General features: G+C 71.8%; 20 protein-coding genes. 8 read left to right on the forward strand and 12 right to left on the reverse strand.

Annotated features, from left to right (window positions below):
* Positions 1-114 precede the first annotated feature (114 nt).
* Positions 115-1,410: an MFS transporter gene (locus tag ACTIGN_RS30980; protein ID WP_439631240.1), complete on the forward strand. Its 1,296-nt coding sequence runs from the start codon at positions 115-117 to the stop codon at positions 1,408-1,410.
* Between the two features lie 171 nt (positions 1,411-1,581).
* On the opposite strand, the gene ACTIGN_RS30985 is transcribed toward ACTIGN_RS30980, so the two are convergent.
* Positions 1,582-2,112 carry an RluA family pseudouridine synthase gene (locus ACTIGN_RS30985; protein ID WP_439631278.1) on the reverse strand — a complete coding sequence of 177 codons (531 nt, stop codon included), beginning with the start codon at positions 2,110-2,112 and terminating at the stop codon, positions 1,582-1,584.
* Between the two features lie 113 nt (positions 2,113-2,225).
* On the opposite strand from ACTIGN_RS30985, the gene ACTIGN_RS30990 reads away from it, so the two are divergent.
* Positions 2,226-2,690 carry a hypothetical protein gene (locus ACTIGN_RS30990; RefSeq protein ID WP_439631242.1) on the forward strand — a complete coding sequence of 155 codons (465 nt, stop codon included), beginning with the start codon at positions 2,226-2,228 and terminating at the stop codon, positions 2,688-2,690.
* Positions 2,691-2,741: 51 nt separating this feature from the next.
* Here the strand turns inward: ACTIGN_RS30990 and ACTIGN_RS30995 are convergent, their stop codons facing one another.
* The 6 genes from ACTIGN_RS30995 to ACTIGN_RS31020 form a co-directional block, all read right to left on the reverse strand.
* Complete coding sequence (locus tag ACTIGN_RS30995) at positions 2,742-3,479, reverse strand: hypothetical protein (protein WP_439631244.1); 738 nt, start codon at positions 3,477-3,479, stop codon at positions 2,742-2,744.
* A gap of 167 nt (positions 3,480-3,646) precedes the next feature.
* Complete coding sequence (locus ACTIGN_RS31000; RefSeq protein ID WP_439631246.1) at positions 3,647-4,969, reverse strand: hypothetical protein; 1,323 nt, start codon at positions 4,967-4,969, stop codon at positions 3,647-3,649.
* A 218-nt stretch (positions 4,970-5,187) separates the two neighbouring features.
* Positions 5,188-6,003, reverse strand: coding sequence for a TIGR02452 family protein (locus tag ACTIGN_RS31005; protein ID WP_439631248.1), 816 nt, complete (start codon positions 6,001-6,003; stop codon positions 5,188-5,190).
* Between the two features lie 150 nt (positions 6,004-6,153).
* A complete protein-coding gene (locus ACTIGN_RS31010) occupies positions 6,154-7,326 on the reverse strand; it encodes a zinc-dependent alcohol dehydrogenase (RefSeq protein WP_439631250.1) in 1,173 nt (390 codons plus the stop codon).
* Between the two features lie 44 nt (positions 7,327-7,370).
* Positions 7,371-7,805 carry a hypothetical protein gene (locus ACTIGN_RS31015; RefSeq protein WP_439631252.1) on the reverse strand — a complete coding sequence of 145 codons (435 nt, stop codon included), beginning with the start codon at positions 7,803-7,805 and terminating at the stop codon, positions 7,371-7,373.
* A gap of 128 nt (positions 7,806-7,933) precedes the next feature.
* Positions 7,934-8,290, reverse strand: coding sequence for a hypothetical protein (locus ACTIGN_RS31020; protein WP_439631254.1), 357 nt, complete (start codon positions 8,288-8,290; stop codon positions 7,934-7,936).
* Between the two features lie 212 nt (positions 8,291-8,502).
* Here ACTIGN_RS31020 and ACTIGN_RS31025 point away from each other — a divergent pair, with 212 nt between their 5' ends.
* The 3 genes from ACTIGN_RS31025 (at position 8,503) to ACTIGN_RS31035 (ending at position 10,848) form a co-directional block, all read left to right on the forward strand.
* The gene (locus ACTIGN_RS31025) at positions 8,503-8,943 is read left to right on the forward strand and encodes a hypothetical protein (RefSeq protein WP_439631256.1); all 441 of its coding nucleotides are present in this window, start codon (positions 8,503-8,505) and stop codon (positions 8,941-8,943) included.
* Between the two features lie 111 nt (positions 8,944-9,054).
* The gene (locus tag ACTIGN_RS31030; RefSeq protein ID WP_439631258.1) at positions 9,055-9,942 is read left to right on the forward strand and encodes an SIR2 family protein; all 888 of its coding nucleotides are present in this window, start codon (positions 9,055-9,057) and stop codon (positions 9,940-9,942) included.
* Between the two features lie 27 nt (positions 9,943-9,969).
* Positions 9,970-10,848: a hypothetical protein gene (locus ACTIGN_RS31035; RefSeq protein ID WP_439631260.1), complete on the forward strand. Its 879-nt coding sequence runs from the start codon at positions 9,970-9,972 to the stop codon at positions 10,846-10,848.
* A gap of 181 nt (positions 10,849-11,029) precedes the next feature.
* On the opposite strand, the gene ACTIGN_RS31040 is transcribed toward ACTIGN_RS31035, so the two are convergent.
* The 5 genes from ACTIGN_RS31040 to ACTIGN_RS31060 all read right to left on the reverse strand — a co-directional run bounded on the left by ACTIGN_RS31040 (position 11,030) and on the right by ACTIGN_RS31060 (position 15,515).
* On the reverse strand, positions 11,030-11,539 hold the full coding sequence (locus ACTIGN_RS31040) for a hypothetical protein (protein WP_439631262.1): 510 nt from the start codon (positions 11,537-11,539) through the stop codon (positions 11,030-11,032).
* Positions 11,540-11,767: 228 nt separating this feature from the next.
* A complete protein-coding gene (locus ACTIGN_RS31045) occupies positions 11,768-12,697 on the reverse strand; it encodes an ATP-grasp domain-containing protein (protein ID WP_439631264.1) in 930 nt (309 codons plus the stop codon).
* A gap of 42 nt (positions 12,698-12,739) precedes the next feature.
* Positions 12,740-13,252 carry a GNAT family N-acetyltransferase gene (locus ACTIGN_RS31050; protein ID WP_439631266.1) on the reverse strand — a complete coding sequence of 171 codons (513 nt, stop codon included), beginning with the start codon at positions 13,250-13,252 and terminating at the stop codon, positions 12,740-12,742.
* A 38-nt stretch (positions 13,253-13,290) separates the two neighbouring features.
* A complete protein-coding gene (locus ACTIGN_RS31055) occupies positions 13,291-14,247 on the reverse strand; it encodes a DUF1559 family PulG-like putative transporter (protein ID WP_439631268.1) in 957 nt (318 codons plus the stop codon).
* A complete protein-coding gene (locus tag ACTIGN_RS31060; protein WP_439631270.1) occupies positions 14,244-15,515 on the reverse strand; it encodes a PQQ-dependent sugar dehydrogenase in 1,272 nt (423 codons plus the stop codon). Before ACTIGN_RS31060 ends, ACTIGN_RS31055 begins: the two co-directional genes overlap by 4 nt.
* Positions 15,516-15,750: 235 nt before the next feature.
* Between ACTIGN_RS31060 and ACTIGN_RS31065 the strand changes: the two genes are divergently transcribed.
* From ACTIGN_RS31065 to ACTIGN_RS31075, 3 genes are all read left to right on the forward strand, one after another.
* Positions 15,751-17,160 (forward strand): hypothetical protein, encoded by a 1,410-nt coding sequence (locus ACTIGN_RS31065; protein WP_439631272.1) that lies wholly within the window; start codon positions 15,751-15,753, stop codon positions 17,158-17,160.
* Between the two features lie 117 nt (positions 17,161-17,277).
* The gene (locus tag ACTIGN_RS31070; protein ID WP_439631274.1) at positions 17,278-17,838 is read left to right on the forward strand and encodes a sigma-70 family RNA polymerase sigma factor; all 561 of its coding nucleotides are present in this window, start codon (positions 17,278-17,280) and stop codon (positions 17,836-17,838) included.
* A complete protein-coding gene (locus ACTIGN_RS31075; RefSeq protein ID WP_439631276.1) occupies positions 17,835-19,793 on the forward strand; it encodes a FecR domain-containing protein in 1,959 nt (652 codons plus the stop codon). Before ACTIGN_RS31070 ends, ACTIGN_RS31075 begins: the two co-directional genes overlap by 4 nt.
* Positions 19,794-20,482 lie beyond the last annotated feature (689 nt).

The raw sequence follows: 20,482 nt of genomic DNA on the forward strand, positions 1-20,482 counted from the left end.
CGGCGCGCGAACCCGCAAGTTCCCACGCCCATCTCTCCCCTCTCCCGACTGCCATGTAATTCGGCACGGGAAGTGTGGTATCCCTCTGTCGCCCGGTCCCGGAGAGACGTCGAGATGTCCGAAGCCGCACCGCCCCCGCGTCGCACGCCGCCGAAGATCACCCGTGGGGAGTGGGCGCTGATCCTCGTGCTCGTCGCCATCCAGTTCACGCACATGGTCGACTTCGTCATCATCATGCCGCTCGGGAAGCGGCTGATGGCGGAACTCGACATCGGGCCGACCGAGTTCGGGTGGATCGTGGCAGTGTACGCGATCGCGGCCGGCGTCGCGAGCTTCGTCGGGTGCCTCGCGATGGACCGGTTCGACCGCCGGTCCGTGCTGCTCAGCATGTACGGCGGGTTCGCGCTCAGCACGCTCCTGTGCGGCCTCGCCCCGAGCTACGTGTGGCTCCTGGTGGCGCGGACCCTCGCGGGCGTGTTCGGCGGGCTGGCCTCCGTGTCGATCATGGCCGTGATCGGCGACGTGTTCCCGGCCGAGAAGCGGGGCCGGGCGACGGGGGCGCTCACGTCGGCGTTCGCGGTCGCGAGCATCGTCGGGCTGCCGATCGGCCTCGTCCTCGCCGACCACTTCGGCCGCGGGGCTCCGTTCGTCGTGCTGGCGGCCCTGAGTGCGGTCGTGTGGGTGCTGGCCGCGGTGCGCCTGCCGCAGGTCCGCGGGCACCTCGCACACGTTCGGGGCGGCACCTGGGCCGAGTTCCGGGCCGTGGCCGCCGAACCCAACCACCGCCGCGCGTTCGCGTTCAGCTTCTTCCTGGCGCTGGGCACGTTCACCGTGGCCTCGTTCATCGCGCCGTACTTCTCGACCCTGAACGGGTGGACGGAGAACGAGATGGCCGTGCTGTACTGCGCGGCCGGGGTGTTCACGCTGATCGGGATGGGGTTCGTGGGCCGCATGGCCGACCGGTTCCCGCGGCTCACGCTGTTCCGCGTGCTCGGCGCGATCACCATGATTGCGGCGCTCGTCGTGACGAACCTGCCCCCGGGCCCGCTATGGGTCGGGGCCGCCGCGTTCAGCCTGTTCATGGTGAGTGCAGCGGGTCGAATGGTGCCGGCCCAAGCCATGCTGCTCGGTGCGGCGCGGCCGCAGAACCGCGGCGCGTTCATGAGCCTGAACACCGCCGTGCAGCACCTCTCGACCGGGATCGCGCCGCTGGTCGCCGGGTCGCTCGTCACCAAGCACGCCGACGGCACCATGACCGGCTTCCCGGCCGTGGGGCTGGTGGCGGTGCTGTTCACGCTCGTGTCGCTCGTGCTGGCGGGCCGGGTGCGGACCTCGGCGGTCGTCGCCGTGCCGCAGCAACCCGCCCCCGGGCGCGGCGCCGACGCGCCGGAGCCGGTCGCCGCGGCGTAGCTCACACCAGGTTAGATTGATTGCTTGCTGGAACCGGCCTTTGTGATACGAGATCGAGGTGATCGCTCTCCGTTCTGTAGCCGGCCTCTGTGAGGCCTGGCCTGTGGGAATCGCCTACGCCCGGCCTCACAGAGGCCGGCTACAGAGCGGGAACGATCCATCGGAATCGGCTCACGTCGCCTTCTGGCGCAACTCGGTCAGGAGCGCCTCGAAGTCCGCGGGCGGCGGCACCTCCCAGCTCAGGGCGGTGCCGCTGACCGGGTGGACGAACCCGAGCCGGGCGGCGTGGAGCATCGGCCGCTTCGCGCCGGTGTCGTCCGCGGCCGGCTGGCCGTTGAGCGGCCGGTCGTACACCTTCTCCCCGCACAGCGGCGTGCCGTTCTCGCCCAGGTGGATGCGGACCTGGTGCGTGCGGCCCGTTTCGAGCCGGCACTCGACCAGCGCGTGCGTCCCGAGTGCGTCGGTCACGCGGACGTGCGTGACGGCCCGCTTGCCGCCGGCCGCCGCGCCCGTCGCGCTGCCCCGGCGGCCGTCGCCGCGGTCGTCGACGAACACCGAGTCGATCCGCTTCGAGGCGGGGACGCCCCGCGTCAGCGCGACGTAGGTGCGCTCGACCGTGTGCTTGCGGAACTGCTGGGTGAGGTGCTCGGCAGCGGCCCGGCTGCGGGCGAACACGACGAGGCCGCTCGTGTCGCGGTCGATCCGGTGGACCGCGGTGAGCGGCTTGCCCGCGGGTGGGGCGGGCGCGCGGGTGGCGCGGGGGGCGCGTCGGGCCGGGCGCGCCGCCCGCGACCGGGAGCAGGTCGGAGAGCGTCTTGGGCAGGAACTTCTGCGCGCGCGAGCCGAACTCCTCGGCCTCGTCCTTGTGCCGCATCGTGGTCAGCCCGGCCGGCTTGTTCGCGACGACCACCGCGTCGTCCGCGTACACGATCACGGACGCGGGCAGGCCCGGGACCGGGACCGCCGGGGGCGCCTTCTTCGCCGCGTTCTTGCCGGCCTTCGCGGGGGGGGCGGGCTTCTTCGCGGACTTCTGCGCCTTCTTCTGGGCCTTGTCGGCGAGCCGCTTCCGCTCCTCGGGCGGCAGCTCGATGGACCCGGCCGCGAGTTCGATCCGCTTGCCGAGCTGGAGCCGCCGGTCCACGTTGGGCTCGACCTGGCCACTCACCTTGACGTGCCGGCCCTCGACGAGCCGCTTGGCCTGCGACCAGCTCAGCCCGTACCGCATCTTGAGCGCGGCGGCGAGCGTCTTGTTGTGTTCCCGGCGGTCGACCACGAACTGAATCGGCGGCATGGCTGGCGTCTCGGGCGACCCCAGCGGCACCGGGGTCGGGTCAGTCGGGGAGGGCGAAGGCGTCCGGGTCGATCCGCTCCAGGGGCGTGAACTTCTCGACCACGATCTCGGCGACCTTGCGGCCGTCGCGGGTCACGACCGAGCGGGTCGGGCGGACGAGGCCGGCGACCTCCTTGAACTCGGAGAAGGTCGTTTCGAGGTCGCCCTCTCGGCCGGTCTCGGGGTCGACGCTCCGGTGCGCGACCCGCGTCAGGTGGCCGGTCGAGCGCTCGAACGCGAGCCGCAGGTCCGGGAACCCGCGGACCAGCACGACGAGCCCCGTGGCGTCCGGCCCGCGGAGCTGCCGGTCGGCCCGCAGCACGAACTTCCGGTCCGCGGTCAGCGGGGCCAACTGGGCCACCTCATTTAAGAGTACCGCGAGTTGGAGGTCGCGGACACCCGCGTCGGTCAGCGGAACCGCCCGGCCGTTGATCCGCTGCCTCGCCTTCGCCCCGTCGACGACCTGGAGGAACTCGACCGGGCCGCCGTCGGCCTCGCAGGTGACCCGGGACCGGAACCGGCCGGGCGTGTGGTGGGCGTGCTCGAACGTGAACTCGCGGTTGGCGGTCGGGAAGAAGAGCGTCCCCTTCCCCGCGGCGCGGCCGGCCGGGTACTTGGCGAGCGCCTCGGCCCCGCCCGCGGCGGTCACCGCGGCCTTCACCAGCTCGTCCGGCTTGTCCTGCGCCGTCGCCGGGAGGAGAACGGCGAGCGCGAGGGCGGCACACAGCAGGGCGCGCATCGGGAAACCTCCGTGTGGGGCGACCGCGGGCCGGGTGCAGGTCATACCGAGGCCGGTTGATTGCGATCTGTAGCCGGCCTCTGTGAGGCCGGTGCTTGAGGGACTCCCCGAGGCCCGGCCTCACAGAGGCCGGCTACAGAACAGCCACGAATCAATCGGACTTGGTGTCACTTCTCGGCACCGGAGCCGAGGTACCGCACGAGCCCCGATAAAGCGGTGCCCGTGGCGTCGATCCGCAGGTCGCCGTCGAGCGGCGAGACGTGGAACCCGCCGATGAGCATGTTCGCCCGGAACGTGGTTTCGAAGTGCCGGGTGTTCGCCTCGCTGTACTGCAGCCCGGTGAGGAACTGCACCGCGTCGCCGACCGCGGCCTTGTACTTCGCGTGCCGGTCGAGGTCCGGGGTCAGGCGCGTCACGACGCACGCGTACGCGAGGCTCTGAACGTACACCCCGGTCTCCGGGCCGGGCGCGGCCTCGGTCACGCGGCCGGCCGTGACGCCGCGGAACGCGCCGGCCCACTGCGGCACCCGCGCGTCGTTCCCCGGGACCTGCATCCCGCACAGCCAGTCGTTCAACTCGTACACGCCGGCGGCCGCGTCGGGCAGCTTCGTCTGGACGTACAGTTCGGCGAGGGCCGGGGCGACCGTCGCGGCGAGGAGCGGGTGCGGGCGGGCGCGGAACGCGGCCCGGTAGTGCTCGCCGCCCTTCTTCACGGCCTCGGTCTTCCACGCCGCCGGCTTCACGCGGCTGCTCGCGGCGATCGCCTGGAGCGCCAGCCCGGGGTACTCGTTTACCCCCTCGGGGTCGGTCTTCGTGGGGTCGTCGGTCGGGTTGTCGGTGTAGTGGACCGACCCGTCGGGCCGGCACTGGCGGCGGAGGAACTCGCACAGCCGCTCGGCCTCGCCGAGCAACTTCGGGTCGGCCGCAGGGAGCTCGTAGACCGCGAGCGCGACGGTGGCCGCGAACCCGACGCGGTTGCACAGCACCGAGGAGTGGACCGGGACGCGGCAGTTCGCGTCGGCCGGGTCGGGCCGGGTCGCGGCGAGGAGCGTCAGCACGGCCTGGCTCGCGATCGCGGCCTGCTTCTCGTCGCCGGTGAACCGGGCCGCCTGCGCCAGCCCGAGCGCGCCGCGGGCCTGCCGCAGGTCGTGGTCGCCGGGCAGCGCCTGCCGCAGCGCCGGGTCGTACCCGTACGTGAACCGCCCCTGCGACTGGTTCATGCGCGTCATCCAGTTCCCCGCGAGGAGGACGGCGCGAACGGCCGCCTGGGTCTGGTGCGGGTACGCGCTGAGCGGCTCGAACAGGTTGAGCGGCGCCTCCGCAACCTCCCGCGCCGGCTGCGGCTGCGGTACCGGGGTGGTCGCCATCCCCGGAAGCGCGCGGGGCGGGGCGGGCTCGGCGGGGGGCGCGGCGGGCGGCTGGGGCATCGCCGCGACGGTCAGCCCGATCGCCGCGAGAACAGACAGTGCGAGAACAATCCGCCGTGGCATGGCGCGCCCTCCGTGGCCGTGAGTCGGAATCCGCGGCATGCTAAACCACCGCGGCCCGGCGGTGCAATCCGAACACGGTACGGGGATGCCCCTGTGGATTTGGGCGTCTTGCTTGGCGAGCGGGGGACGTCAGTCCCCCGGTAGAACTGTCATTCTCACCTACCGGGGGACTGACGTCCCCCGCTCGCCCAAATCCGCAGGCCCGCCCCGGAACGGCCCTACCCGGTTCCGAACCGCTCGGCGAACGGGCCGATGAAGTGCCGGTCGGCCGACGAGTCGAGGACCGCGAACACGACCCTCGCGAACGCGCCCTGGAACCGGCCGCGGAGGGCTTTCGCGAAGTGCTGCGCGACCACCTCCGGGTCGTTCTTGAACACCCCGCAGCCCCACGCGCCGAGGACGGCCGCGTCGTGCCCGTGGCCCGCCATGACCGCCAGCACCTTGTCGATCCGGTCCCGCATCTCGTCGGCGATCGGCCCGCGGTCGCGGTCGCGGATCACGCCGGCGTTCACCGCCGGGGCGGTCACGAACGCGCACCGGTACGGCTCGTCGAGCAGTTCGCCCGCGTCGTCCTTGATGACCGGCACGGCCGGCGAGTAGATCGCGTAGTTCGAGTACCACCCGCCCGGGAGCGTCGCGTGGAACCGGTACATCGCGTTGCCGTTGATGCACGGGTACAGCCCGCTCGCCCGGCACAGCGACTCCTCTTGCGCCCGTGCGCCGCCGAGGAACCCGCCGCCGGGGCGCCGGGCCGACGCGAAGTTCAGCGCGACCGGGTTGAGCCCCGCGGCGACGAGCGCGCGGCACGCTTCGAGGGCCGTGTCGTTCACGACCTCGAACGCGGTCGGGCGGCCGACGGCCGCGAACGGCGGGGGGTACTCGTCGGGCGGGTACGAGACGGTGCCCCGAACCGCCGCTTCGAGGTGGTCGCGGATGAAAACGGTCGCGCCGGCGCGGTTGGCGTACCGGCCGGCGGCGAGGACGTCGAGCGTGTCGCGGGCGATGGCGGCCGCCCGGGTGCGACTGGGGTACATGCGGGGCTCCGTGTGGCACCGCACGGACACCCCCGCCCGCACCCGGGTTCAGTCGGTTCGACATCCGAAGCACGAAATCCGAAAGGAAGTCACACCCGGCGGCGGACTTCCTTTCGGATTTCGTGCTTCGGGTGTCGTGCTTCTTTCGCCCTACGGCTTGAGGACGACCTTGATGCACTCGTCCTGCTTGTCGCGGAAGATCTTGTACGCCCCGGGGCCGTCCTCGAGTTTCAACTGGTGGGTGATGACGAACGAGGGGTCGATCTCGTTCCGCATGATCTTCTCCAGCAGCTTGCCGGTGTACCGCTGGGTGTGGGTCTGGCCCATCTTGAACGTCAGCCCCTTGTTCATGGCCGCGCCCATCGGGATCTTGTCCGGGAACCCGATGTACACGCCCGGGATGGACACGGTGCCGGCCTTGCGGCAGCACATGATCGCCTCCCGCAGCGCGTGCGCCCGGTCGGTCGCCAGGCCCACCATCGCCTTCCCCTTGTCCATCACCGCGTCGACGTACCCGGTGCCGTGGGCCTCGCACCCGACGGCGTCGATGCACCGGTCCGGGCCCCGGCCCTTGGTCAGCTCCTGGAGCTTGTCGTACACGGTCACCTGGTCCATGTTCACGACCTCGGCCCGGCCGTACTTCTCGGCCATCCGGAGCCGCTCGGGGACGCGGTCGATGGCGATCACCCGGCCCGCCCCGAGCATCCACGCGCTCTGGATGCAGAACTGACCGACCGGCCCGCACCCCCACACCGCGACCGTGTCGCCGGGCTGGATCTCGGCGTTCTCGGCCGCCATGTACCCGGTCGGGAAGATGTCGGACAGGAACACCGCCTTCTCGTCCGGGATGCCGTCGGGCAGCTTCAGGACGTTCGCCTCGGCCCGCACCACGCGGAGGAACTGCGCCTGCCCGCCCGCGTACCCGCCGGTCAGGTGGCTGTACCCGTAGAGCCCGGCCGGGGAGTGCCCCATCATCGCCTCGGCGACCTTGGCGTTCGGGTTCGTGTTGTCGCAACACGAGTACAGTTCCTTCTGACAGAACCAGCACTCGCCGCACGCGATGTCGAACGGGACGACGATGCGGTCGCCCTTCTTCAGCTTCGTCACCGCGCTGCCGACCTCGACGACCACGCCCATCGGCTCGTGGCCGAGGATGTCGCCGGGCTTCATCGCCGGGAGGTAGAAGTCGTACAGGTGCAGGTCGGACCCGCAGATGCACGTGGACGTCACCTTGATGATGACGTCGGTCGGGTCCTCGATCTTCGGGTCCGGGACCGTGTCGCATCGGACGTCGCCCTTGCCGTGCCAGCAGAGTGCCTTCATGTGCCTTCTCCGAAATCGTTGGGTGGGGTGCGGGCGGGGGCGGGTCAGTTCTCGACCGGGTCGTACGTGTGGTCTGCGGCGCACAGGACGTCGAGGGCGGTGACGCCGAGGACGGCCACGGCCGAGGCCATGATCCGGCTGCGGTCGCGCTCGCCGGCCGCGCCGTACGCGGACGCCAGGGTCGCGAGGTCGATCGCGTCGCCGCCGACGCGGCTCCACAACCAGACGGCCGGGTTGCGGCTCGCCAGGATGCCGACCCCACTCGCGATCTCGCGGAGGCCGTAGGCCCGCAGGAGGTTGGGCGAGTGGACGCCTGTTGCGCCGGCCATGCCGCGGGGCTTCAGCGCCTCGGCCAGTCCCAGGCCGAGACTGAACAGGCCCAGAAACGTGGCCAGCGGCTTCGGGGGGGTGGTATCGATGCTCCGGGGGAGGCGGGTCTTCACCTCGTGCCGGCTCTCGGTCAGGGTCGCGGACGTCATCGTTGGTCCCTCGGGTGGGAGTGGGTACTCCGGGCCGGGGGGGAACGCAGCAACGCGGGTGCCGCGGCACCCGCGTTGCTGCGTTCCCCGACACGCCGGTCCGGGAGCGTCCCGCCGAGGTCGGCCCATCAGACCGGGTGCCGATCGCTCCCGCGGGCGGTCCACGCGGGCGGGTCGCTGCACGGGAACGAGTCGTCGCTCGCCTCGTCCACGATGTCCTCGATGAGTGTTCCGGCCGGGTGTCGCTCCTCCTTGGCCTCCTGGGCGGCCTGGTCGTAGATGCCCGAGGTCACGCCGGCCCCGTAGCACGCGAGGTGGGATTCGCACCGACTCATCCCGACGGGGCCGGCGCAGCCCCCCTGGCGGAACGCCGAGAGGATCAACCCGCCGCCCGCGAGCGTGAGGGCGGCCCGGGCCAGGAGCGAGTGCCGCCGCAACCCGGCGACAACGAGTCCCCCGCCGGCCGTGGCGAGGAGTGCGCGCAACCCAGTGTGTTTCGTCGTGGCTGTCATGGTGCCCCCGGGGCGATATGGTCTCGTCCCGCTCGTGGGCCGCGGGGACGGTTGGGGTGAGGGAGCCGCAATCGCGGTGCCGCGGCCGGCCGAATCGGGGGAAGGTCGGTCGCCGGCGGCACCGCGATTGCTCCGACCCACTCTGTTCACAGGGTGTCAGGCAACTCGCCCGCGAGGGAACTCACATGGCACACGATCACACCCCGCCGGCGGCCACGCCGGGGGACACTCAGGACGAACTCCGGGGCGGCACCCAGGGCGGGAACCGCCCGCCGGCCAACGTCGGCATGCCGGCCGGCGGCACCAACTCGCTGTCCGCGACGGGGGGGAGCCACCCGTCGGGCGGGGCGGTGGAGCACGGGCGGGGAACGAGGTCCGACAGCCGCGGCGAGCCGCAGGAGCTGTTCGAGGGGAGCCGGAGGCCGTCGCCGGCGGTGGCCAAGGAGCGCGCCCGCGACGCGGCCGACGTCGACACGACCCACGGGTTCCCGGCCGCACCGGGGAACCCGCGGCAACTGGAGGAGACCGACCCGCAGGGGACCGGGCAGTCGACCCCGCTGGAGAGCCGCGGCGTCGAGGTCACGAAGGCCTCCCTCGGTGAGAAGGGCGTCGGCGAGCACAAGTGAGCCGCCCGCGCCGGCCCGGCGGCCCGTGAAAGCTCCCGCTCCGCGGGGGCTTTCTTCGTTTACATTGAGACAACAGAGAGTCCGTCCGGGCACGAACCGCGAGGGGCCAGAGTGCAGGAACTCGTGACCGCGATCCGCAACCGCAGCGCCCTCCTCTTCGTCGGGGCCGGCGTGTCCATGAACCTCGGGATCCCGTCGTGGCGGGAACTGAGCGCCCACATCGCCGGGAAGCTGGGCATCGACCCGACCGAGTTCGCGCAGATGGGCGACGACCAGACGCTCGCCGAGTTCTACGCGATCCAGACCGGCTCGTTCGGCCCGCTGCGGAGCTGGATGGACGTCGAGTGGCACCGCGACGCGGCCGAGAAGGTCCGCCGGTCCGACATCCACCGGCTCATCGTCGAGCTGGGGTTCCCGCTCATCTACACCACCAACTACGACCGCTACCTGGAACTCGCCCACGAGGCGGCCGGGGTCCCGTTCATCAAGGTGTCGAACATCGGCGAGATGACCCGGGTCGACCCGGGCGTCACGCAGATCGTCAAGTTCCACGGCGACTTCGAGGACGACGGCTCGATCGTGCTGACCGAGTCGAGCCACTTCGAGCGGCTGGCGCTGGACGCGCCGCTGGACGTGAAGCTGCAATCGGATTTAATGGGGCGGGTTGCACTGTTCATCGGCTATAGCCTCTCGGACGTGAGCGTGCGCTACCTGCTGTACCGGCTCCACAAGCTGTGGCACGGGTCGTCGTACGCGAACGCCCGGCCGAAGACGTTCGTGTACATGGGCCGGCCGAACCCGGTGCAGGCCCGCGTCCTCGGCAGTTGGGGGATCGTGCCGCTGTTCAGCGACGGCGAAGACGTCGGCGAGGGGCTGTGCAAGCTCCTCGCGACCCTGAAGCGGGAGGCCACCGTCCCCGGCCCCGCCGCGGCCCCGGACGCGGCACCCAAGGCCGCCGCTCGGGCCTCGAAGCGGCCCCGCCGGAAGCCCCGCGACTGACCACACCACCGCACCCACGGACCGAACATGCGAACCGCAACAATCGCCCTCCTGCTCGCTCTCCCCGCAAGCGCCGCGGCCGACGACCGGGCCGCCGCCGAGACGCTCAAGGGCGCCAAGGTCGAGGTGAAGTTCGACAAGGCCGGCACCGCCGTCGGCGTGTTCTGCAAGGAGTCGCACCTGCTGACGCCTGAGCACTTCAAGCTCATCGGGGCGTTCAAGGGGCTCAAGGAACTCACGCTCTACAACAAGTGCCCGCTGACCGACGAGACCCTCGCGCTGCTCGCGGACCTGCCGGCCCTCGAAAAGGTCGGGATCGACGGCGCGACGTTCTCCGACGCAGGCATGAAGCACATGGCCGGGTGGAAGGCGCTCAAGCAGATGACGTTCTTCCACGAGCTGAACAAGAAGGAGTTCACCGGGGCCGGGCTCGCTCACCTCACGGAACTCCCGCAGTTCGAGAGCTTCGGGTGCGGCGGGTCGCCGTTCACCGACGCCGGGATGGAGGCGGCCGCGAAGTTGCCGCACCTGAGGGACCTGCGGGTGTGGCACACGATGAACACCGACGCCGGCACGGCCAAGCTCGCGGGCGCGGGCAAGCTCCGGTCGGTGTGGCTCGCCCCGCAGTTCACGACGCGGATCACCGACGCCTCGCTGGAGGCGCTCGCGGGGTGCCCGTCGCTGGAGGAAGTGAAGGTCACCGAGACGCGGCTCACGTGGGCCGGCCTCCGGCACCTCACGAAGCTGCCGAACCTGAAGACGCTGAACCTGGACGAGACGGACATTTCCGACGCCGACCTCGCGAAACTGAAGGACGCGCTCCCGAAGGTCGAGGTGGTCCGCAAGCCGCCGACCGAGCAGCAACTCAAGTGGCTCGCCGAGCGGTTCGACAAGTCGAAGAAGTGAGTCCGGCGGCCGGCACCGAGGTGCCAGTTGTCCGTGGGTCGCCGTCGTTTGCCCACACGTCACACGTCGCGGTCGCTGGGCGGCTCCGAGACGGGTACAGGACCACCCGCCCCTGACCCGGAGGGCCGTCAGCGGCCGATTCGGGAGCGGGGCGGGGAGGGCAAGACCGACGCACCAGGGGTCACTGCTTCGGCTCGGTGATCCGGAACGAGTCCAGGAACGCGGCCTTCTCATCGGCCTTCAGCTTGTCGCTGTTGAAGACGATCAGTGTCACCATGGTGGCCCCGTCCTTCGACCGGTACACGCGGTACGTCGAGACCGTCTTGTCGGCCTCCTTCTTCTGGTACTCGAGCCCGTCCATCGTGCCGAGCTTCACCTTCTTGATCGACCCCTTCACCACGTCGATGTCGTTCGGCACCACCTTCAGGTAGTCCTCCTTCTGCCTCCCGCCCTTCCGCTCGGTGAACACCTTGACCGTGAACCGGGCGTCGCCCTTGGTCGCGGTCAAGCCGCGACTCACCTGCTCCTTCTCTTCGACCCGCGACTCGTCCGACTCCTCGGGCAGCAGCACGGCGAAGTCCTTGGCCTCGGACCGGACTTCCTTCCACCCCTCGGGAGCCTTCACCTTCTGGGGCTGGGCGTGGGCCGCCAGGCCGAACGCCAGCACCGCGACGACAGACGCTCGCAACATGTCGAACCCCCCTCGAAATCCAGGCGTCCCGGCGGGGCGCCGGGTGGGGCCATTTTACCGCGCGCCCTGTCGCGATCCAGACCCCGCGGCTCGCTCGACGCTCGCCAGCCGGGCCGGTGGGCCGGGCCCCGGGCGGTGCCGGAAGTGCGGGGCGGCTAGCGACGTGTCAGGGGTCCCATGGGCGGATCGCGTGCTCTCTCTGCTGCGTTGGGTTCGGGTGTGCCGGCCCTACGAATCCGTCTTCCCCGGTGCGAGTCGGTCCGCGATCGCCTTCGCAAACTGGTCGGCCGCGGGCGGGTGGTAACGCAACCAGAGTTCCGGCTCGATGAGTTCGAGTTCCATGACGGCCAGGTCGCCCCGGTTGTCGCGAACGAGGTCGACGCGGCCGTAGGCGGGGGCCGGGCGGCACGCGGCGACCGCACGTTCGGCGAGTTCGACCTGATCGGCCGTTGGAGTGTGCGTTCTCGCGGTGCCGCCGTGGTCGTCCTGGACGCGAAAGTCGCCGGCCTTGGGCGTCTTGCGGACCGCGTGCGTGAACGCCCCGTCGAACACCATCAGCGAGTCCTCGCCACTCATGGTGACGTCGCGCTGGAACGGCTGGAGCATCACGGACTCGTGGGCCAGCAGCCGCTCGATCACCGGGTCCAGTCCCGCGGCGGTCGCCGGTGCGAGGCGGTACGTGTGCCGGGCCGCACCGGACACGCACGGCTTCACCACCGCATCGGTCCACCCCGATTCGGCCAGCACCTCCGACAGCTTCACCGTGGCGCCGCGCTCGATGAACCGGGTCTCCACGACGGGCACGCCGCGCCCCGCCAGGTCCGCGAGGTAGTGCTTGTCCAGGTTCCACCGCACGAGTGCGGCGGGGTTGCACAGGGTCGTCTCTCTGGCGACCCGATCGAGCCAGGACGTGAACTCGGCGAACCGGTCGAAGTAGTCCCAGGTGGTGCGAAACACCGCGCACCGGTACCGCGACCAGGCGACCCCGGGCCGCGACCAGTCGACGCGCTCCGACGTGAGCCCGAGGCGCCGCAGGGCGTCGCGGAGCAGCCGGTCGTCCTGCAAGATGTTGTCCAGGTACCAGTCGCCCGGTTCGGCGCTCTCGGCCAGGTACCGGGGGTCCGTGAGAAGTGCCACATCGGCGGCGGGCGAACTCATCGTGTGTACCCTGGGCTCGTTCGGGCCGCGCCCGGGAATCCGTCACCCGGCCCGCGGCGGGACCCGCAGCGCCGCGATCACGAGGCCGCGCTTCTGCCCCTGCACGACGGCGATCTCGCGGAGGTGGCCGACCACCTCGAACCCGAACCCTTCGTTGATGCGGCGGGTCGCGTCGTTGTGGTCGAAGTACATGCTGAGCAGCGTCGTGACGCCGAGCCGCGGGCACTGGTCGATGACGAACTGCTTGAGCGTGCGGCCGAGCCCGCGGCGGTGGAACGCGGTGGCGATGTACACGCTGACCTCGGCCGTCGCGTCGTACGCCGGGCGGCCGCCGTAGAACGGCGACAGGTACGCGGTCGCGGCCACGGTCCCGTCGATCTCGGCGACCCAGATCGGCCGCTTCGCCGGGTCGAACTTGCGGAACCACTCGACCCGCTCGGCGACCGTGATGGGCCGCGTGTCGGCGGTGGACCACCCGCCGGGGATCGACTGGTTGTAGATGTCCACGATGGCCGGCAGATCGGCCTCGGTCGCGGTCCGAATCGTCACGTCCACCCGCCGCTCCTGCTGAGTACCGCCCGGTGAGCCCGGCGTTACTCTACGATCGGCTCGCCGCCGGAGCGAGTGGCCAGCGCCTGCCACGCCGGGACCGCGATCCCGTCGCGGACGAACCGCACGCCGCCGTCGCACGCGAGGAGGTTCACGCCGCCGGTGTGGGCGCCGCGTGCCGCGAGGCGGCCCTTCTGCTGCGTCGCGTTCAGGCAGTCGGACCCGGGCGGGTTCGGGCCCTCGGCGTGGTTGTACAGCGTGTTCCCGTAGTTGCCGAGGATCCACTTCGCCCCGCGTTCCGTGTTCCACGTTCCGCCCGCCGGCACGCACGTCGCCGCGGTCGTATCGCCGCTGCCGGGCAGTTCCAGCATGGCGCGGCGGGGGTCGCCCGGACCCGGCCCGCCCTCGCCGACGAGCCGTTCGGAGAACGCCGCGGTGTTCGACGTGCCGTCGCGGACGTCTTCGACGCGGACCCCGGAGCCGAGGGTGAACACGCCGTCGGCCGTCGCCAGCAGACCGGAGCTGGCCCCGCTCCCGGCGCACGCCGCGTAGCTCGTGCCGCCAAAGGGCGACCCGGGAACGCGCCCGCCGGTCGCGTCGGCGGGGCACGCGAAGATCCGCACGGCGGTCGTCGCCGCAGGGTAGTTGCGGGTGCCGTCGTGGACCGTCGCCGGCGGCACGGTGTACGTCACCGGGGCGGAAGTGAAGTCGATCAGCCCGCGGACGGCGTCCTGCTCCAGGTGCGGGAGCAGGTGCGCGTGCGGGGAGAAGACCGCCGGGGCCGGCGCGCCGCGCCCGGGCGGGAACCGGCCGACGGCCGCGTGGTGGTTGTGGAGCGCCAGGCCGATCTGCTTCAGGTTGTTCTGGCACGACAGCCGGGCGGCCGCGTCCCGGACCTTCTGGACGGCCGGGAGCAGCAGCCCGATCAGCACCGCGATGATCGCGACGACCACCAGCAGTTCGATGAGCGTGAACGCCGGTCGCGGCGCGTGCCGCGTCACTTCTTCACCGGCGTGACGCGCCAGATGCGGTTCGAGGCGTCGTCGGTGACGAGCATGGCGCCGTCGGGGGCCACGCACACGCACACCGGGCGGCCGTACACCTCGTCGTCGTTGGCGATGAACCCGGTGAGGAAGTCCTCGGGGCCGCCGGTCGGCTTCCCGTTCGAGAACGGCACGAACGCGACGCGGTACCCGGCGAACTTCGACCGGTTCCACGACCCCCGCTGGCCGACGAACGCGCCGCCGCGGTACTTCTCGGGGAACGCCTCGCCGGTGTAGAAGCACAGGCCGAGCGACGCCGTGTGCGAGCCGACGGGCACGTCCGGCGCGACCGCCTTGGCGACGAGGTCGGGCCGCTCCCCCTTGCGCCGCGGGTCCTCGATCTTCCCGGCGTAGGCGTACGGCCAGCCGTAGAACGCGCCGTCCCGGACCGACGTGATGTAGTCGGGGACCAGTTCGTCGCCGAGGCCGTCGCGCTCGTTGATCGCGGCCCACAGCGCCTTCGTGTGCGGCTCCCACGCCATGCCGACCGGGTTCCGCAGGCCGGCCGCGAACACCCGCAGCCCGGTGCCGTCCGGGTTGATTTCGAGGACGTTGGCCCGGAGCGCCTCCTCCTTCATCCCCTTCTCGCCGACGTTGCTCGCCGAGCCGACGCTGACGTACAGCTTCGTGCCGTCGGCGTTGGCGAGCAGGTTGCGGGTCCAGTGGTTGTTGTACCCGCCGAGCGGCAGGTGCAGGACCGGGACGCCCTTCACCGTGATCCTGGTGTCCTCGGCCTTGTACGGGAACCGCACGACGCCGTCGGTGTTCGCGACGAACAGAGCGTCGCCGACCAGCGCCATCCCGAGCGGCTGGTTCAGGTCGGTGAGGAACAGCTCGCGGACCTCGGGCCGGCCGTCCTTGTCGGCGTCGCGGAGGAGCGTGATCCGGTTCGCCGAGCCACCGGTCACGGTCTTCGACTTCTCCATCCCCTCCTTCTCTTTCGGCTTCGCGTCGGGCTTCGGGAGCGTCCGGGCCTCGGCGACGAGCAGGTCCCCGTTGGGAAGGAAGTACAGCCACCGCGGGCTGTCGAACCCGTCGGCGTACAGCGTGACCGCGAAGCCCGGCGGGGCGGTCGGCGCCTTCCCCTCGGGCCACCCGATCACCTTCGGGTGCTTGACGACCGACTTGGTCTCGAACGGCGGCGGCAGCTTCGGCTGCGGCGGCTCGGCCAGACCGGCGGTCGCGACCACGAGTGCGGCGAACAACGATGCGGAAAGAGGGCGCATGGTGCGGTCCGTGAGTGTGACGGTGGTGCGAACTGCGCGTCGCGCGGCCGCGCAGTTCGGTGCGCGGGGCCGCCACTCGGCCTGTTCCGGTCGCGCCGCCGGTGAGTGATTGCAACCGCTGTGCCGCGAAACGACCCCGACCGGCCGGCGTCCTTTCCGCGACGGGCACGGACGGGATTCACGTCGTCACCTTCTCCTTCCACCCGGCGCCGGCCCGCACTCCGGAGGTTCGTCCATGTCGCTCGCCGACCCCGACCCCGTTGCGCCCCCGCCCCGCCGCCCGCTCGTGCGGTGGTTGTGGACCAGCAACCCGTTCTACGTCGTCAGCGCCGGCCTGTTCCTCTACGGGCTCCGCGAGTCGTTCGGCGCGCAGACCCGCGAGGTCGACACCTGGGCGCTGATGGGCGGCCTGGCGGGGTACACGCTGCTGCTGGCCGCGGCGGCGTTCGTGCTCGTGAAGGTCGCCGCCGCGTGGGACGACGTCCGCACCGTGCTCCTCCTCGTGGTGCTGATGTTCCTGGCCACGTCGGTCACGTTCGACGAGCTGCTCGTGTTCGAGCCGCGCCGCGGGGCGCTGTTCAACATCGGCGGCCTCACGTTCGCCGCCCTGCTTTCCGAAGGCATTCTGCTCGGCCTCGGGCTGCGACTCCCGGCCCTGTTCCGGGTGCCGTACCACCTCGCACTCGCGCTGTTCTTCCTGTACCCGATCGCGCTGGCCGAACTGCGGACCGGCGAGACCGAAGCGATGCTGTGGGCGCTGTGGGGCTTCGGCCCGGCCGCGGGACTCGTGACCCTGACGCTGCTCCCCGCCGCCCGCCGGGGGGCGGGGTACCTCCGCGGCACCGACAGCCCGTGGCCGTGGCCGTTCTACCCGTGGTCGCTTTTCGTCTTCCTGGCGGTCGCCGTGTGCGGGCGCTCGTTCCTGTTGTGCTGGTCGCTGCACACCCCACAGGCGGCCGGCGAACTCGCGTTCGGCCCGCACTTCCTCGTCCCGTTCGGGTTTGCGGTGGCGGCGGTCGTGCTGGAAATCGGGATCGCCGCCCGGAGTTTCCGCACCCGGCTCGCCGCCCTCGCGATGCCGCTCGGGTTGGTCGCACTCGCCGGGCTCGGCCACCAACCCGACGCGGTCTACCGCGAGTTCCTCGGACACTTCACCGACCGCCTCGGCGGCACGCCGCTGTTCGTCTCCCTCGTCGCGGCGGCCGGGTTCTACCTGATCGCGGCGGCCCGGCGCGTCCCGCTCGCGCTCGACGGCTTCGTGCTGGCCGTGGCCGCAACCGCGGTGATTGGGCCGCACTCGCTGTGGCTGACCGGTGCCACCCCGGTGCGGGTCGCCCCGCTCGCCGCAGCGGTCGCGGTCGCACTGACCGTCGCGCTGGTCCGCCGCGACGGGTGGCGGCTCCTCCTCGCGGGGGCGGTCGCGGCGGTGTGGCTCGGGCACCTCGGCTGGTGGGGCTACCGCGTCCTTCGCGAGCAGGTCGTAGGGCTCGACTACCTCGCGGCCGGGCTCGCGCTCCTGCCGGTCGCGGTGCTGGTGAGTTTGGGCAAGTCCGGCGCGCTCGCCCGGTGGGTGCGGGTCTGGGTGCGCCGCGTGTTCCCGGGCCGGATCGACCGGGAGTTACCCGTCGCGCATGGGAACGACTGACGTCGCGCCATTACCCCGTGGCGGACCGGCCCCGACCTCACCGCTCGCCCCCGGCCGTGGGACCGGGCGGCCACGTGCTATATTCCCCTCAGCCACTTTCCGTGCTGAGGGCTCCAAGTGGGTGCGGACACTGATGCGGTCGACGCGTCGACCACCAACCGGCCCGACTCGGCGGCGTTTGTTCGCGAGGTGACCGCGAACCAGCGGCGGCTGTACGCCTTCATCCTCTCCCTGGTGCGGACCCCGGCGGACGCCGACGACGTGCTCCAGGAAACGAACCTCGTCCTGTGGCAGAAGTCGGCCGAGTTCGCAATGGGCACGAACTTCATCGCCTGGGCGTTCCGCATCGCCCGGTTCCAGGTGATGGCGTTCCGCAAGCGGCAGCGGCGGTCGAAGGAGGCGTTCGACGACGACCTCATCGATCTGCTCGCGACGGAGGCCGAGGAGCGCCTGGACGAGGACGACGCCCGCCGCACCGCCCTCCGCGGGTGCCTGAAGAAGCTGCGGCCGGACCAGGCGGCGCTGGTCGCCGAGCGGTACGAGCCCGGCGGGTGCGTGAACGACATGGCCCGCCGCGCCGGGAAGTCGCCCAAGGCGCTGTCCGAGCAGCTCGCCCGGGTGCGGGCGGCGCTCCTGAAGTGTGTGACCCGAACCATCGAAGCGGAGGCCCGGCCGTGAGCCCAGACCCGAGGCCCTCGCCCGAACTCATCGACCTCGTCGCGGCGGTCGCCGACGGGCTCGCCACGCCCGAGGACGAGGCGCGGCTGGCCGCGCTCCTGAGGGCCGATCCGGCCGCCCGCGCGTACTACCTGGACCACACCAGTCTCGTCGCCGAACTCCAGTGGGAGTACGCCGGGGTCGCGGCCGACCTGCCCGCCCCGGCCCCGCCCGTCGTGCCGGTGCGGCGGGTGCCGACCGCGCGGCGGGTCCTGGTGTACGCGGCGAGCCTGTGCGCCGCCGCGCTGGTGGGCGTGTTCGCGGCGTCCGCGTGGGGACCGGGCCGCGTCACGGCCGCGTCCGAGCCGCCGCACGCCGTCCTGGTCCGCGGCGAGGGCGTGAAGTGGGGCGGCCCGGGCCCGCGGACCGGCGCAGCGGTCCCGACCGGTCCGGTGCGGCTCGACGCGGGGGTGATCGACCTGAAGTTCGCGTCCGGCGCGGCCGTCCGGGTCGCCGGCCCGGCCGAGTTCGAGGTGCTCTCCGGGCGGGCGATCGATCTGAAGTCCGGCCGCGCGTCGGTCCGGTGCGACGAGGGCGCGACGGGGTTCCGCCTCCGCACCGCCGAGGCCGAGTTCGTGGACCTGGGGACCGAGTTCGCGGTGGTGGTCGCCGACGACGGGTCCGCCGAGGTCCGGGTCGCCGAGGGGGTCGTGGTCGCCCGGTCCCTGGCGAGCGAGGTCGTCGTGCCCCTCCACGCCGGCGAGGCCGCACGGGTCGAGGCGCGGACCGGCGAGGTCCACTCGACCGACGCCGACCCGGCCCGGTTCCGCGTCGGCCCCCCGCCCGCGCCGGTGCCCGTTCCGGCCCCGCAGCCGGTCGCCGCGTTCGGGCAACTGCCGCCCGGCGCGCGGGTCGTGTTCCTCGGCGACCAGATGACCGACCGCGAGACGCACATTCTCCTCGCGAACCAGGCGCTGGGCACGCTCCCCGGCCGGCCGCTGCTCCTGAACGGCGGCGAGTGCCTCCCGCTGTTCTTCGCGGAGGCGGACGTCGCGGCCGCACTGACGCCCCTTCGGCCGACCCACGCGGTCGTCGAGTTCGGCTCGGAGGCCGCGTCGTACGACCTGCCCTCGACGCCCGACGAGTTCCGGGCCGGCGTGGCGCGGCTGCTCGACCGGCTCGCGGCCGAGCGGGTCACGGCGATCATCGAACTGGGCCACCCGCTCGGCCGGACCCGCCCGCCGGCCGACCACGAGCGCCTCGACGAGTACAACCGGCACCTCCGCTCTCTGGCCGCGGCCCGGAGCCTCCGGGTGATCGACCCGGCCCCGCGGTTCCGCGCCGCCGAGGAGACCGGGGCCACCGTCGTCACGCCGAACGGCCGCTCGCCGACGTTCGTCGGGTGCCAGTTGCTCGCGGCCACCGTCCTGGAGGGCCTCGGGTACCCGAACCTCGCGATCCCGTCGAACGTGAAGGGGGAGATGCTCCCCGGCGCGGTCCGCGACTGGCAGGTCCGCATCGTTCCGGCGGGCGAGCGGCTGACCGCCCGGACCGCGGCGGCCCTCCGACCGGGCGACGGGTGGCGCGGCGTCTCGATCCCGATGCCCCCGGACCCGCTCCAACTGCGGATGGCCGACCAGAGCCACTACGCGGCGAGCCGGGAGCGGCTCCTGGGCTTCGTGACCGGGTTGCCCGTCCCGGCCGGCGGCGGCGTGCAGGCGATCGCCTCGTTGGACGCCCCCCGGGCGCGTGCCGCGTGCGTGAACCTGGGCGGGTCGGTGCGGGCGGTGTGGCTGAACGGCGAGAAGGTGTTCGAGCACTCCGAGATCTGGCACGGGTGGCACGCGGGCAAGGAACGGATCCCGGTCAAACTCGTCGCCGGCCGGAACCACCTCGTCGTCGAGGCCGGCAATCACTTCTTCCTGAGCGTCACCGACGCCGCCGACTGGGCGCTTCCGTTTCCCTCGCCCGAGTGATCCGGGCTCGGAGGCGTCGGCCGAACGGTGATTTTCCGGCCCGAACCGGGTGATTCTGGGGAGTTGGCGGTGGTTCCGTAGCCGCTGAATGATACCGAATCGCGTGGAGCAGTTGCTTCTGGTGGGGCAGGCATTCGTGCCTGCCTCCAGACGCCTTGGGAGGCAGGCACGAATGCCTGCCCCACCAACGAATCCATGCGATTCGGTATGCTTCCGGAGATCCCTTCCCCGTCCGCGCCCAACCAGGAACCAGGATCCGGGTGCTTCCGCACCGGGCAAGTAAGTGTCTGGCGGACACCACCCCACTTCCGGGCGGACCTCTCCGAGGTGGGTCAGACGTGCGTCTCGGTGGGTCCACTGCGGGGCCGTTGAGGCCCGGATTGGCGCCCGCCGCGAACGGTTCGTGCGGAGCGTCGGGCGCGTTCGCGAGGCTCTCCCCTTCGTTCGCGAGGAGCCGGGGGGTCGTGTGCGAGGCCCTCGCCCCCGTTCGCGAGGAGTCGGCCGCCTTTGCGAAGAGTTGGCGTCGATTGGGGAGACCTCTCCCCCGACTGGCCGCACAGAGGTTCACGCCCCACCTCAACGGCCCACCGGTCGGAACCGCGGGCTCGGAACTCGTGACTCCGATCACTCTGATCGGGTAGGGATCACATTAGTTGGTAGACGTTCGTTTCATGCGGCCGTGGACCGCC

The organism is Gemmata sp., assembly GCF_051859125.1.
Classification (GTDB): domain Bacteria; phylum Planctomycetota; class Planctomycetia; order Gemmatales; family Gemmataceae; genus Gemmata.

Coding starts and splice junctions, on each gene's coding strand:
- ACTIGN_RS30980 (WP_439631240.1), top strand. CDS start 115: ATGTCCGAAGCCGCACCGCCCCCGCGTCGCACGCCGCCGAAGATCACC.
- ACTIGN_RS31065 (WP_439631272.1), top strand. CDS start 15,751: ATGTCGCTCGCCGACCCCGACCCCGTTGCGCCCCCGCCCCGCCGCCCG.
- ACTIGN_RS31040 (WP_439631262.1), bottom strand. CDS start 11,539: ATGTTGCGAGCGTCTGTCGTCGCGGTGCTGGCGTTCGGCCTGGCGGCC.
- ACTIGN_RS31000 (WP_439631246.1), bottom strand. CDS start 4,969: ATGCCACGGCGGATTGTTCTCGCACTGTCTGTTCTCGCGGCGATCGGG.
- ACTIGN_RS31010 (WP_439631250.1), bottom strand. CDS start 7,326: ATGAAGGCACTCTGCTGGCACGGCAAGGGCGACGTCCGATGCGACACG.
- ACTIGN_RS31005 (WP_439631248.1), bottom strand. CDS start 6,003: ATGTACCCCAGTCGCACCCGGGCGGCCGCCATCGCCCGCGACACGCTC.
- ACTIGN_RS31015 (WP_439631252.1), bottom strand. CDS start 7,805: ATGACGTCCGCGACCCTGACCGAGAGCCGGCACGAGGTGAAGACCCGC.
- ACTIGN_RS30995 (WP_439631244.1), bottom strand. CDS start 3,479: ATGCGCGCCCTGCTGTGTGCCGCCCTCGCGCTCGCCGTTCTCCTCCCG.
- ACTIGN_RS31045 (WP_439631264.1), bottom strand. CDS start 12,697: ATGAGTTCGCCCGCCGCCGATGTGGCACTTCTCACGGACCCCCGGTAC.
- ACTIGN_RS31025 (WP_439631256.1), top strand. CDS start 8,503: ATGGCACACGATCACACCCCGCCGGCGGCCACGCCGGGGGACACTCAG.
- ACTIGN_RS31060 (WP_439631270.1), bottom strand. CDS start 15,515: ATGCGCCCTCTTTCCGCATCGTTGTTCGCCGCACTCGTGGTCGCGACC.
- ACTIGN_RS31035 (WP_439631260.1), top strand. CDS start 9,970: ATGCGAACCGCAACAATCGCCCTCCTGCTCGCTCTCCCCGCAAGCGCC.